The following is a 12,382-nucleotide window of genomic DNA, read 5'->3' as shown; positions in this document are numbered from 1 at the left end:
ATCATCCTCGGCGCCCGCACCGTTCCGGCTCTCGCGGCGCGGACCGCTGGCCCGCACCGCGCAGGACGCGGATCGGCTGTCGGGCAACCCTGCGCGAGCGTCGGATCGGTGCGCCCCGCGGCGCGCGATCAGCCCGCGCGCCTCCGTGCGGCGCTCAGGCCTGGACGGCGCGCTCCGCGGCGCGGGCGACCACCGCGCGCCACTGGTTGTCGGTGAAGTCGAACTTGGCGGTGGTGTTGGCCTGGACGAAGATCACCTGCTTGCCGACCGACAGCACGCCGAGGCGGAACCGGGACTCGGTGCTCGCGTTCTGCTTCTCCACGGCGGTGAACGCCGCACCCTGCGCGGTCTCCTTGCCCAGCTCCACCTTGATGTCGCCGCCGACCTTGTTGGCCTTCGCCGTCAGCTTGTCGTCGGCGCAGCCGGTGATCCCGTCGATCAACTGCTTGCGCAGGGCGTCGGCGGCCTTGTCGTCCTTCGTGGTGATCACGACCTGGTCCAGGCCGAAGTTCTCCGGCGCCGAACTGTCGTTCGTCAGCAGCATCGTCGACTGTTGGCGCTGGGCATCGCGGCCCCCCGCGCTGGCCAGATCCTGGCTGACGCACGTGCTGGTGGCCAGGCTGACCCGATCGGCCACCGCAGCCTCGCCCCAGGCGCCGATGCCCTTGGAGATCCGCGGCACGTCCGAACCGAGCAGCAGGCCGGTCGGCTTCGCCGGCTTCGCCGGTGGGCCGTCGGTGACCTCGATCTTGCCCGAGGCGCACAGACCGCCGGCGACCGAGCACTGGCGGTTCACGGCGGACGCAAGCGCCTGCACCGTCGGCTCCATCTCGACCTGGTTCTTGATCCGGGTGACGTCCAGCACCTGCACCACGCGGCCGGTGCGGGCGATCACCACATTGTGGGTCTCGTTCTCCTCACCCTGGTAGGTCGCCTTCACCGCGGCGGCCTCGTCGCCGACGCCCTCGATCGTCGAACCGCCGGTGATCACGAAGGTGCCACCGCGCGTACAGCCGGCGAGCGCGTCTGCGTAGTTCGCGTACACCTTCTCGGCCTGCGCCGCATCGGGATAGGCATCGGTCAGGTGCACCGCCGCGGTGCCGTCATCGCCGCTGGCCTGCAACTGGCGCCACCAGCTCAACTCCGGTACGGGAAGATTCGGGTCCGTTCCGACACAGACCGGAACCGGGGTGTCGCTCGGGCGGCCCTGCACGGTCCGGGTGGCCTGCCAGCTTCGCGCGTCGTCGATCTTGGAGGCCTCGGAGTCGTTGATCAGCGACTGCTCGCTGAGCACGGGGGCCGCGCTGGGCTCGGTCGGTCCGACCGGCTGTCCGGCCACGGTCTGCCGGTCCGGCCCGAAGGCCGCATAGGCGACCAGGGTCAGCGCGGTGAGCAGGGCGGCGGCCGCGGCCACGCCCAGGGCGAGCATTCGCCGGCGGGCCGAGGTCTCGGGGCTCGCCGGCGCCCAGCCGGCGCTGCGGGAGCGGCGAGGTGGCCGGGCCGCTCCGTCGCCGGAGCCGGAATCCGCGTTGGCCGGAGTGCTCTCGGAGCTGGCGGCCGCGGCGGCGGCCGGGATGACCGTCGCGGCGGTGCCGGCAGCGGCAGCCGCCGCCGAACCCGGCCGGGCCCACGGGCTGCCCGCCGGCGGTGGCGCCGCCGCACCCTCGTCGGTGGCCTTGGGGGCCTCGGGGGTGTCCTCCGGGCGGGCCAGCGGCAGGTTGATCTTGGGCTGGATCCGGGTGTCCTCGTCCTCGTCCGTGCCGGGCGCATCGGCCCGGGTGGCTCCGGCCGCGTCGGCGGGCACGCTGGGCAGCAGCACGGTGTCGGCGTCGCGGGAGGCCGCGGTCGCGGTGCTCGGCGTCGCCGCGGCGCGGTGCACCCGCACCGACCGCGCGGGCCGCTGCTCGCCCTGGACGAGCGGGGCCGGGGTCAGCCCGCGCCGGGCCTGGATCACCGGCTGGTCGGCCGCGGTCGCGTCGGTCGCGTTGTCGGCGAGCGCGCGGCGCCCGGGCGTCGCCTCCGGGTGAGGGGTCGCCGGCGTGGGGTCGGTCGCCGAGTCGTCGGCGGCCGCCCGGCGCGGTCGATTCTCGTGCCCTTCGGTCACGTGCGGGTCCTTCCATCTGGGCATGGGACCTACCAACTTTAGCTTGGTCAGCGAGTCCCCGCGATTTCCGACGGGCCGTGCGCGAGCATGGACCGCGTCATGACTTCCCCCATCTCGCGAACGCATTCCCGGGCGTTCAGGTTCCGGATCCGCAGCGATGACGCCCCCGAACCCGAATCCGGTCCGCAACTGCCGTGGTGGGCGGTCGCGGTCGGCGGGGCACTCGCCGCCGCCGCGATCGGCTGGCTGGTGGTGAGCGGAATCACTGTTCTCGGCTGGCTCAGCGCCGGCGCGGGAGACCTCGGCGACGCGATCGCGCTGGGCACCCAGTTCTGGCTGTCCGGCAACCTCGGGTACGCCGGGATCGGTGGCGAGACCTGGACGATGACGCCGCTGGCGATCACCATCGGGGCCGGCGTGCTGATCGCCCGGTTCGCCGCTGCGGCCGCGAACCGCCGGGCGATGACCGGCCGCCACTACCTGGCTGTCAGCCTGCTCACCGGAACGGTCTACGGCGTCGTGGTCGGCGGCGTCGCCCTCGCCGCGCGCGGGGGCGGGGTGGCGGCCGGCACGGCCTGGCTCGGGGCGTGGGCGCTCGGCGTGGTCGCGGCCGCCCTCGGCGCGCTGTCGGCCCTACCGGGCGCATCGCCCAGCCGCTGGCCCGGCTGGACCAGAGCACTGCCGCGCGCCGCCGCAGCCGCCGCGCTGGTGCCGGCGCTGGCCGGGGCGACGCTGCTGGTGATCGCCTTCGCGACCCGGCTGGACCGGGTGGCCGCGCTGGCCGAGGGCATCGGCGGTGGCCCGGGCGCGTCCGTGGTGCTGTTCGCCGCGCAGTTGGCGTACCTGCCGAATCTCGTGGTCTGGGCCGGTGCCTACGCGCTGGGAGCGGGCTTCGGGCTGGGCGAGGGCTCGATCGTCGCGCCGTCGGGGGTCCAACTCGGCCTGCTGCCCGGGCTTCCGGTGTTCGGCGCGGTGCCGGACGAGGGCGTCGGGCCCCTGCCCCCGGCGGCCTGGCTCGCGGTGGGTGTCGCCGCGGGTGCGTTGGCCGCCGTGGTCGTGCTGCGCCACCGGCCGCTGGCTCCGGTCGGTGAGGCGGCCGGGGTATCGGCGATCGCCGCCGCAGCCGCCGGCCTGGGGTGGCTGGTGGCCGGGTGGCTGTCGGCCGGCGATCTCGGCACCGGCCGGCTGGTCGGGCTGGGTCCCCGGCCGATCGAGTTGCTGGTCTTCGGGCCGGGGGTGATGGTGCTTGCCGCGGCCCTCGGCGGCGCCGCGTGGGCGCTGCTCCGGCCGCGCCTGGCCGCTCGCCGGAACGGCTAGGCTGCGCGGGTGGCGTATCGCGTTGTCGTCCTGGTCTCGGGATCGGGGACCCTGCTGCAGAGCCTGATCGACGCCACCGGCACCGCCCACCCCGCGGTCGAGGAGACCCCCGCCGAGCTGCCCGGAGTGGAGATCGTCGGCGTGATCAGCGATCGTGCCGACGCCGCCGCGCTGACCCGCGCCGCCGACGCGGGCGTACCCACCGAGGTCGTCGCCCTCGCTTCCGCCGCCGACCGCGATGCCTGGAATCTCCGGCTGCGCGACGCGGTCGCGCGGCACGATCCGGACCTGGTGATCAGCGCGGGATTCATGCGCATCGTCGGGCCGCCCTTCCTGGAACGCTACGCCGGGTCCATGATCAATACGCACCCGTCGTTGCTGCCGGCCTTTCCCGGCCGGCACGCGGTACGCGATGCGCTGGCCCACGGCGTCCGGGTGAGCGGCGCCACCATCTTCATGGTCGACGAGGGCGTCGACACCGGGCGGATCATCGCCCAGCATCCGGTTTTCATACATCCGAGCGATGACTCCGAGACGCTGCACGAGCGGATCAAGGTCGTCGAGCGGCAACTCCTGATCGACACCGTTCGGCACTTCGCCGAGGAGGGACGCCATGTCCGCGACTGACCAGTCCGCCGAGCCCGACCAGCTTGATCAACAGCGCCAGCCGATCCGGCGGGCCCTGGTGTCGGTCTACGACAAGACCGGCCTCGCGGAGCTGGGCCGCGCGCTGGCCGATGCCGGGGTCGAGGTCGTCTCCACCGGCTCCACCGCCCGGGCGCTGGCCGATGCCGGGGTCGCGGTGACGCCGGTCGAGCAGGTGACCGGATTCCCCGAGGTGCTCGACGGCCGGGTGAAGACCCTGCATCCGGCGGTGCACGCGGGCATCCTCGCCGACCGACGCCTGGCCGCACATCGCGATCAGCTCGACGAGCTGGGTATCGCGCCGTTCGACCTGGTGGTCAGCAATCTGTATCCCTTCGCCGACACCGTCGCCTCCGGCGCCGCACCCGAGGAGGTGATCGAGCAGATCGACATCGGCGGCCCGGCGATGGTCCGCGCCTCGGCCAAGAACCACGCCTCGGTCGCGATCGTCACCGCGCCCGGGCAGTACCCGGCACTGGTCGAGGCGATCGCCGCGGGCGGCTTCACCCTGGCGCAGCGACGCGAGCTGGCGGCCCGTGCGTACCGGCACACCGCGGCCTACGATGTCGCCGTCGCGAGCTGGCTGGGCGATCAGATCGCCCCCAGCGACACCGACGACACCGACGACACCGCGGGCTTCCCCGAATGGTTCGGCGCCACCTGGACGCGCGCCGAGGTGCTGCGCTACGGGGAGAACTCCCACCAGGGGGCCGCGCTCTACCGTGGCGCCGAGCCCGGGCTGGCATCGGCCGAACAGCTCGGCGGCAAGGCGATGTCCTACAACAACTGGGTCGACACCGATGCCGCGCGGCGCGCCGCCGACGACTTCGCCGAGCCGGCCGTCGCGATCATCAAGCACGCCAACCCGTGCGGCATCGCGGTCGCCGACGACATCGCCGCGGCCCATCGAGCCGCCAATGCGACCGACCCGATGTCGGCCTACGGCGGCGTGATCGCCGCCAACCGCCCGGTCACCGAGCAGATGGCCAGACAGGTTGCCGAGGTGTTCACCGAGGTGATCGTGGCTCCGGACTACGAGCCCGCCGCGTTGGAGGTACTGGCCGCCAGGAAGAACCTGCGGATCCTGCGCCGGGCCGCGGGCGAGCGCGAGGCGCCGACCGAACTGCGCCAGATCAGCGGCGGCCTGCTGCTGCAGACGGTCGATCGCTTCACCGCGCCCGGCGACGACCCCGCTAACTGGCGCCTCGTGGCCGGCCAGGCGGCCGATGCCGACACCCTGGCCGATCTGGCGTTCGCCTGGCGTGCGGTCCGCGCGGTCAAGTCCAATGCCATCCTGCTGGCCCGCGACCGGGCCGCGGTCGGGGTCGGGATGGGCCAGGTGAACAGGGTCGATTCCTGCCGGTTGGCGGTACGCCGCGCCGGGGATCGGGCCCCGGGATCGGTGGGGGCCTCCGACGCCTACTTCCCGTTCGCTGACGGCGCCCAGTTGTTGATCGACGGCGGGGTGCGGGCCATCGTCCAGCCGGGCGGGTCGATCCGCGACGACGAGGTGATCGCGGCGGCGCAGGCGGCCGGGGTCACGATGTACCTCACCGGCGCCCGGCACTTCTTCCACTGACCGTCGTGGCGAGACCTCGCGGTTCCGACACCTGGGCGATCATGGTGGTGCTCGCCGGGATCGCTGCCGGGCTGGTGATCATCGCCGTCGGGCCGTGGCGGCTGGGGGTGGCCGTGGTCGGCGCGGCGACGATCCTCGCCGGCGTGCTGCGCCTGGTGCTTCCGGTGGCGTGGGCAGGGCCGCTGCGGGTGCGTTCCCGGGCGGCCGACACCACGGTGCTGCTCCTCGCCGGCGCGCTGATCATCGTCCTCTCGGTGATCATCCCGATGCCGGGCTGATCACCGAGAGTCCGATCCTCAGATCAGGCCGAGCTGCTTGACCGCCTCGGCCTCCTCGCGGAGCTCGGCGACGCTGGCGTCGATCCGAGCCCGGGAGAACTCGTTGATCTCCAGGCCTTCCACGATGCTCGCCTCGCCGCCGGCCTCGGTGACGGGGAAGGAGGAGATCACGCCGGGCTCGATGCCGTACGCGCCGGTGGTCGGGATCGCCGCGGACGTCCAGTTCCCCCCCGGGGTGCCGAGCAGCCAGTCGCGGGCATGTTCCAGGGTGGCGTTGGCCGCAGATGCGGCCGAGGAGGCGCCGCGCGCCTCGATGATCGCCGCGCCGCGCTTCTGCACCGTGGGCAGGAAGTAGGACTCGACCCACTCCAGGTCCTTGCCGATCGCGTCGAACGCGGGCTCACCGTTCACCTTCGCGTTGAAGATGTCCGGGTACTGGGTGGCGGAGTGGTTGCCCCAGATGGTCATGTTCGTCACGGCGCTGACGGGTACGCCGGCCTTGTTCGCGACCTGCGCGATGGCCCGGTTGTGGTCCAGCCGGGTCAGCGCGTTGAACCGCTCGGCGGGGATGTCGGGCGCATTGCGCTGCGCGATCAGCGCGTTCGTGTTGGCCGGGTTGCCGGTGACCAGCACCCGGATGTCATCGGCGGCGTGGTCGTTCAGCGCCTTGCCCTGCGCGGTGAAGATGGCGCCGTTGGCCTCCAGCAGGTCGCCGCGCTCCATCCCCTTGGTCCGCGGGCGGGCGCCGACGAGGAGGGCGAGATTCGCGCCGTCGAAGATGGCATTGGGATCGTCGCCGATGTCGATCGACTCCACCAGATCGAAGGCGCAGTCGTCGAGCTCCATCACGACACCCTCCAGGGCCTGCAGGGCGGGGGTGATCTCCAGCAGCTTCAGCCGGACCGGCTGGTCGGCGCCGAGCATGTCGCCCGCGGCGATCCGGAACAACAGGCTGTAACAGATCGCGCCGGCAGCTCCGGTGACGGCGACGGTGACGGGCGGCTTGCTCACTGGCTCTCCTGGCTGGTGGGATGGGTCCTGGTGCCGGTCGATTCCGACGCCACGACGCTAGCACCCGCCCACGGAGCCGGTCAGGCCTGATCGCGCGGGCGGCGCTCCACGTAGGTCTCGGTGACCGACGAGCGGCGGCGCATCGCGGTCATGATCAGGCCGAGGATGATCGACAAGATGCCGGCGCCCAGCAGGATGTAGCCGAGCGTGTCGTCGTCCATCCCCGGGATGTTTCCGTCCCAGGCGAACGCGAGGATCAGTCCGGCGACGAGGAGTACGATGCCGATTCCGATGAGTCCCATGCCGCCATCCCTTCCGCTTGACGCTCGGCCGCCCTCGCGGCCGGTCGATTCGTCACCTTGTCAGGTGCCGGTCGCGCTGGCAAGGTCTCGCCCGCCGGCCCGCCGATGAGTCGCTCGGGCATCGACGCCGAGGCGGCCCTGGTTCGCCTGCGGCCGCGGTTGCGCGAGCTGGCGGACGGGCGTACCCGCCTGATCGGCATCGACGGTTTCGGCGCGACGGGCAAGACCACCTTCGCCGACCGACTCGCGGCGCAACTGCCCGGCGCGGTCGTGGTGCACATCGACGACTTCGCCCATCCGGACCTGCCGGCCTGGGACCGTGCGCGCTTCCTGGCCGAGGTGATCGAGCCGCTGCGGGCGGGCCGGACCGCGCGCTACCGCGTCGGTGCGTGGAACGTCGGAGATCTCACCGGGGCACCTCTGCGCACGATCCCGCCGGGCGTACCGGTCGTCGTGGAAGGTGTCTCCTCGACCGATCAGCGGCTGGGGATCGACTGGGACCTGCGGATCTGGCTGGACGCCGACCGGGAGGTACGCCTGGCGCGGGCCCGCGAGCGGGACGGCGAGGCGATGCTCGACACCTGGCTGGAGCGCTGGATGCCGTCGGAGGAGGCGTACGCGAAGGCCCAGCGCCCGCGGGACCGGGCGGACATGGTGGTACGCACCTGAGCGGGCCGTCCGTGTAGCGTGGCGTCGGCACAACGCGCAGAATCGGAAGGTCACTTCATGGAGAAGATCAAGGTCGCTGGCACCGTCGTCGAGCTCGACGGCGACGAGATGACCCGGATCATCTGGCAGTTCATCAAGGACAAGCTGATCCACCCCTATCTCGACATCAACCTCGACTACTACGACCTGGGCATCGAGAACCGCGATGCGACCGACGACCAGGTGACCGTCGATGCGGCGAACGCGATCAAGAAGCACGGGGTCGGCGTGAAGTGCGCCACCATCACCCCCGACGAGGCTCGGGTCGAGGAGTTCGGCCTGAAGCAGATGTGGAAGAGCCCGAACGGCACCATCCGCAACATCCTCGGTGGCGTGATCTTCCGCGAGCCGATCATCATCTCCAACGTCCCGCGGCTGGTGCCGGGCTGGACCAAGCCGATCATCATCGGTCGTCATGCCCACGGTGACCAGTACAAGGCGCAGAACTTCAAGGTGCCCGGCAAGGGCAAGGTGATGATCACCTGGCAGCCCGAGGACGGCTCCGGCGAGCCGGTGGAGCTCGAGGTCGTGGACATGCCCGAGGACGGCGGCGTCGCGATGGGCATGTTCAACACGAATGCCTCGATCGAGGACTTCGCGCGGGCCTCGCTCAACTACGGCCTGCAGCGCAACTACCCGGTCTATCTGTCCACCAAGAACACGATCCTGAAGGCCTACGACGGGCAGTTCAAGGACATCTTCCAGCGGATCTACGACGAGGAGTTCAAGGCCGAGTTCGAGGCGCGCGGGCTGACCTATGAGCACCGCCTGATCGACGACATGGTCGCCTCGGCGCTGAAGTGGGAGGGCGGCTACGTCTGGGCCTGCAAGAACTACGACGGTGATGTGCAGTCCGACACCGTCGCCCAGGGTTTCGGCTCGCTCGGCCTGATGACCTCGGTGCTGATGACCCCGGACGGTCAGACGGTCGAGGCCGAGGCCGCCCACGGCACGGTCACCCGGCACTTCCGCCAACACCAGCAGGGCAAGCCCACCTCGACCAATCCGATCGCCTCGATCTATGCCTGGACCCGCGGCCTGATGCATCGCGGCAAGCTGGACGACAATCCCGAGCTGATCGAGTTCGCCCAGACGCTGGAGGATGTCGTCGTCAAGACCGTCGAGAGCGGCAAGATGACCAAGGATCTCGCGCTGCTGGTCGGGCCGGATCAGGAGTACCAGACCACCGAGGAGTTCCTCGCCACCCTGGACGAGAATCTGTCCCAGCGACTGAACGCCTGAGGCGACCGGCCGGGCGTTCTCCCATTCGTTGGGGGTACGCCCGGCCGTGGTCACTTCTTGATCTCGACCCGCCCGGCAACCTGGTCGGTCTCGTCCAGGAACTCCAGCGTGCCGTCGGCGCGGGGCGCATCGAAGACGACCTTCCCGGTCACGTCCTTGCCCTTCTCCAGGGTCCCGGTGCCGAGGATCGGGCCGTAGCCGTCGCGGCCACCGGTGAAGGTGAGGCTCTTGTCGCCCGCGCGAAAGCGGAGCGCTGCCGGGTTGTGGTAGCAGGTGCCGTCTGCGCAGTTGATCTTGACCTCGACCACCAGGTAGTTGTCCTTGGGCGGTACGGATCCCGATTTGGCGCCCTGGCGGTGCCAGGCGTACCCGACGATCTCGAGCGTTCCCTTGCCGGTCTGGGTGACGAACTCGGTGCTGCCGCCGCGGGTCGGCTCGATGGTCTCGGGGGTGAAGGCCGGGGTCGGGGTCGAGTCGGGCAGCGGCGGGGCGGATCCGGTGGGCGGGGCCAGGGTCGGGGAGGCGCTCTCGACGGTGGTGCCGCCGCAGGCGGTGAGACCGCACAGTCCGAGGATGATCATGGCGATGGCGGGTGCGCGCCGCACCCCGCGGCACGACAGGAACCCGGCGAGCTGCATGGGGCCGATGATGCCACGGTTGTCCGGCGTGACCGGTGATGCCGTTCGGGCGGTTCGGGCTCAGATCCAGCCGCGGGCGGCCGCCTTGGCGCCGGCCTCGAAACGGCTGTGCGCCTCCAGCCGCTCGGTCAGCTCGGCGACGATGCGCCGGATGGTGCGCACGGAGACCTGCAGCCGTCGCGCGGCCGACTCGTCGGTGTGTCCCTCGGCGAGGAGCCGCATCAACTGGGCCTCCTGGGGAGTCAGCCCGTGCACATCGCGGGGGGCGCTGTCGCCCAGTTGCACCGCCTGGGCCCATTGGGACTCGAAGAGCCGGACCAGGGCAAGGATCATCCCGGGGCTGCGGATCTCCAGAGCGCCGAGCCGGGCGTTCTCGGGATCGATCGGCAACAGCGCCACCGACGCGTCGACGACGACCATCTGCAGCGGGACCACCGGGACCGTGCGCAGTTCGCCGCCGTTCTCGGTGAGCCAACGCGCGTACTCCAGCGTCTCGGGGTCGTTGCGCAGGCTGTCGGGATAGATGCAGCGCAGCACCACTCCCTTGCCGAGCGCGAGGGCGTTCAGGGGGCGGCTGGCATCCATCGTGTCGTGGGAGACGGTGCGCTGCGGGGTGAACGACAGGCAACTGTGGATCGCGCCCTCGCTGAGCTCGGTCAACCGCTCCCGGACGGCATCCAGGGAGGTGAGCTCCACGACCGCCTCGTGGGTACGCAGTTCCGAGTACTCGCGGCTCATCTCGACCAGGTGGGTACGCGCGCGGTCCATCGTGCTCCGGCGGGCGCGCAACTCCTCCTCGGCGCCCCCGATCAGTCGGGCGTAGCCGAGCTGCGGGGGAACGGCATGCAGGCCGTTCTCGTCGTCGGTGACCAGTCCGAGAGCCACCAGCCGGCCAACGGACCGGTCCACCGTGGAATCGGAAAGGCCACCGCGGGCACCGATGACCGCGGCTGCGGCACCGGGAGTCTTGAGCAACTCCCGGTACACCAGCCGGTCATCCTCGCTCAGGTCGATCAAGAGGTCCATCCTAGGCAGGTAGCTGTCATGCAGCATCTTGCCAGCCCTCGAAGGGTGACAGCGCGGTGATCAGAACGGCATCGTAGGGCGTAAGCGGCACCCGGGGCCCGGAAAGGCCCGGAAGCACGCAGTACTGTATCCGAGCGACAGGAGCCCCCCAATGTCCGGTGTCCCGGGCCGCGCCCCCCGTATTGTCATCGCCATTGCTTCGCTGGCCGCCGCCGCTGGCATTGGCCTCGGCACGATCGGCAGCCTCGGCGTCGACAGCGCCAAGGGTGGATTCCAGTGGTCGGTCCAGCCGACGCAGACCACGACCAATGCCGGCCCCGCTGCCGGTGGATTCCAGTGGTGAACTGAGCTTTCCTACTCCCATCGCGAGCAGCCCGACCCCGTCCGGGGTCGGGCTGCTCGTCTGTCCGGCCGAGTGTGCGCGGTCAGGGGACGGCCCACAGGGTCAGGTCGGCGGCCGGCCGCCCCGGCCGGGGACCGGCCTCGCGCAGCACTCCGACGCGCCGCCAACCCGCCCGCTCGGCGACCCGCTGACCGGCGGGGTCAGCGGTGTCCACCAGCAGATGGATCGATGTCGTCCACTCGGCGAGGGCGTAGGTCGTGAGGATGCGCAGCGCTTCGGTGGCGACCCCGCGACCGCGCGCGTCCGGATGCACGAAGCCGTCGACCGAGAGGCGGCGCGCGGGCTGGTCGAGGTGGTGCAGCGCGACCCAACCGAGACAGGCGTCGGTGCGGGGATCGGCGAGGGCGAAGCGCGCTGCCGACCGGCGGGCCCGCTCCTCGCGCGCCCGCTCCAGCAGGGCGGCGCCGGCTGCGGGTGAGTCCCCGATCCGCCGGGCGTCGGTCTCGCGCGGCTCGCGCAGCACCACGCGCTCGCCGCGCAGGTCCGGCAGGCTGAGCCAGCGCGGCGCGGGCGTGGTCAGGTCGGCCGGGGTGATCGAGGCGATCCAGCCGTCGACATCGCCCGTGCGCAGATGGACGCGATGCCGGCCGATGCCCTCGTGGCGGAAGCCGGCCGCCTCCGCGGCTCGGCGCGAGCCCCAGTTGCCGACCGCGGCGTACCAGCGGATCACATGGAGCCCCTGGGTCGCGAAGGCCCACGGCACGAGCAGCCCGAGCGCCGCCCGCATGACCCCGCGACCGCGCATCGCCGGGTGGGTCACGAAGCCGACCTCGCCGCGGCCCGGTTCGGTGAACCGCAGGTCGAGCTGCCCGGCGTACCTCGGTCGCCCGTCGATCGGAACCTCGACCGCGAACCCGGCCTGGCTGCCGTCGCGCCAGCCCTTGGCCTGGATCTGCTCCAGGAATGCGCGCGCCTCGGCCATCCCGTAGGGCTGCGGGACCGTTGTCCAGCGCGCCGTGTCGGGGTCGTTGGACTGTTCGATCACCGCGGGCAGGTCGTCCTCGGTCAGCGCGCGCAGCCTGAGGCCGGTTGCGGTGTCGATCAGCTCGGGTACGTCCGCGGGGAACGCGACGCCCGGTCGTCGGCCATCCATGGGCGCATGGAAGCCGCTCGGGGGCTCGTCACGCAA

Annotated in this window: 13 protein-coding genes; 7 read left to right on the top strand and 6 right to left on the bottom strand. The window is 71.7% G+C overall.

The window, feature by feature from the left end; translation table 11 throughout:
- Positions 1-154: 154 nt before the first annotated feature.
- Positions 155-2,104, bottom strand: a complete 1,950-nt coding sequence (locus tag GGQ54_RS04370) for a hypothetical protein (protein ID WP_179444280.1) — start codon at positions 2,102-2,104, stop codon at positions 155-157.
- Positions 2,105-2,203: 99 nt separating this feature from the next.
- Here GGQ54_RS04370 and GGQ54_RS04365 point away from each other — a divergent pair, with 99 nt between their 5' ends.
- Genes GGQ54_RS04365 through GGQ54_RS04350 form a run of 4 tightly spaced genes read left to right on the top strand, consistent with a single transcriptional unit; the run spans position 2,204 to position 5,923 of the window.
- The gene (locus tag GGQ54_RS04365; RefSeq protein ID WP_179444279.1) at positions 2,204-3,421 is read left to right on the top strand and encodes a cell division protein PerM; all 1,218 of its coding nucleotides are present in this window, start codon (positions 2,204-2,206) and stop codon (positions 3,419-3,421) included.
- A 9-nt stretch (positions 3,422-3,430) separates the two neighbouring features.
- Positions 3,431-4,048 carry a phosphoribosylglycinamide formyltransferase gene (gene purN, locus GGQ54_RS04360; protein WP_179444278.1) on the top strand — a complete coding sequence of 206 codons (618 nt, stop codon included), beginning with the start codon at positions 3,431-3,433 and terminating at the stop codon, positions 4,046-4,048.
- Positions 4,035-5,645 carry a bifunctional phosphoribosylaminoimidazolecarboxamide formyltransferase/IMP cyclohydrolase gene (purH, locus tag GGQ54_RS04355; RefSeq protein WP_179444277.1) on the top strand — a complete coding sequence of 537 codons (1,611 nt, stop codon included), beginning with the start codon at positions 4,035-4,037 and terminating at the stop codon, positions 5,643-5,645. The genes purN and purH overlap by 14 nt, the downstream gene beginning before the upstream one ends.
- Positions 5,646-5,650: 5 nt before the next feature.
- Positions 5,651-5,923: a DUF3017 domain-containing protein gene (locus tag GGQ54_RS04350; RefSeq protein WP_179444276.1), complete on the top strand. Its 273-nt coding sequence runs from the start codon at positions 5,651-5,653 to the stop codon at positions 5,921-5,923.
- 18 nt (positions 5,924-5,941) lie between these two features.
- Here the strand turns inward: GGQ54_RS04350 and GGQ54_RS04345 are convergent, their stop codons facing one another.
- Both GGQ54_RS04345 and GGQ54_RS04340 read right to left on the bottom strand, forming a co-directional pair.
- Positions 5,942-6,934: a malate dehydrogenase gene (locus GGQ54_RS04345; protein WP_179444275.1), complete on the bottom strand. Its 993-nt coding sequence runs from the start codon at positions 6,932-6,934 to the stop codon at positions 5,942-5,944.
- Positions 6,935-7,014: 80 nt separating this feature from the next.
- Positions 7,015-7,236: a DUF6458 family protein gene (locus tag GGQ54_RS04340; RefSeq protein ID WP_179444274.1), complete on the bottom strand. Its 222-nt coding sequence runs from the start codon at positions 7,234-7,236 to the stop codon at positions 7,015-7,017.
- Between the two features lie 105 nt (positions 7,237-7,341).
- Here GGQ54_RS04340 and GGQ54_RS04335 point away from each other — a divergent pair, with 105 nt between their 5' ends.
- A complete protein-coding gene (locus tag GGQ54_RS04335) occupies positions 7,342-7,905 on the top strand; it encodes a uridine kinase family protein (protein ID WP_179444273.1) in 564 nt (187 codons plus the stop codon).
- Positions 7,906-7,962: 57 nt separating this feature from the next.
- The gene (locus tag GGQ54_RS04330) at positions 7,963-9,186 is read left to right on the top strand and encodes an NADP-dependent isocitrate dehydrogenase (protein WP_179444272.1); all 1,224 of its coding nucleotides are present in this window, start codon (positions 7,963-7,965) and stop codon (positions 9,184-9,186) included.
- Positions 9,187-9,236: 50 nt separating this feature from the next.
- On the opposite strand, the gene GGQ54_RS04325 is transcribed toward GGQ54_RS04330, so the two are convergent.
- Both GGQ54_RS04325 and GGQ54_RS04320 read right to left on the bottom strand, forming a co-directional pair.
- Entirely contained in the window at positions 9,237-9,824 is a 588-nt protein-coding gene (locus GGQ54_RS04325; protein WP_179444271.1) for a DUF4352 domain-containing protein, read from the bottom strand.
- Between the two features lie 60 nt (positions 9,825-9,884).
- On the bottom strand, positions 9,885-10,841 hold the full coding sequence (locus GGQ54_RS04320; protein WP_179444270.1) for a helix-turn-helix domain-containing protein: 957 nt from the start codon (positions 10,839-10,841) through the stop codon (positions 9,885-9,887).
- A 160-nt stretch (positions 10,842-11,001) separates the two neighbouring features.
- On the opposite strand from GGQ54_RS04320, the gene GGQ54_RS04315 reads away from it, so the two are divergent.
- Positions 11,002-11,193 (top strand): hypothetical protein, encoded by a 192-nt coding sequence (locus GGQ54_RS04315; RefSeq protein ID WP_179444269.1) that lies wholly within the window; start codon positions 11,002-11,004, stop codon positions 11,191-11,193.
- Positions 11,194-11,275: 82 nt separating this feature from the next.
- On the opposite strand, the gene GGQ54_RS04310 is transcribed toward GGQ54_RS04315, so the two are convergent.
- Entirely contained in the window at positions 11,276-12,346 is a 1,071-nt protein-coding gene (locus tag GGQ54_RS04310) for a GNAT family N-acetyltransferase (RefSeq protein WP_179444268.1), read from the bottom strand.
- Positions 12,347-12,382: the final 36 nt, after the last annotated feature.

The organism is Naumannella cuiyingiana (assembly GCF_013408305.1).
GTDB classification, from domain to species: domain Bacteria; phylum Actinomycetota; class Actinomycetes; order Propionibacteriales; family Propionibacteriaceae; genus Naumannella; species Naumannella cuiyingiana.
This window is presented reverse-complemented; position numbering and strand designations above follow the sequence as displayed.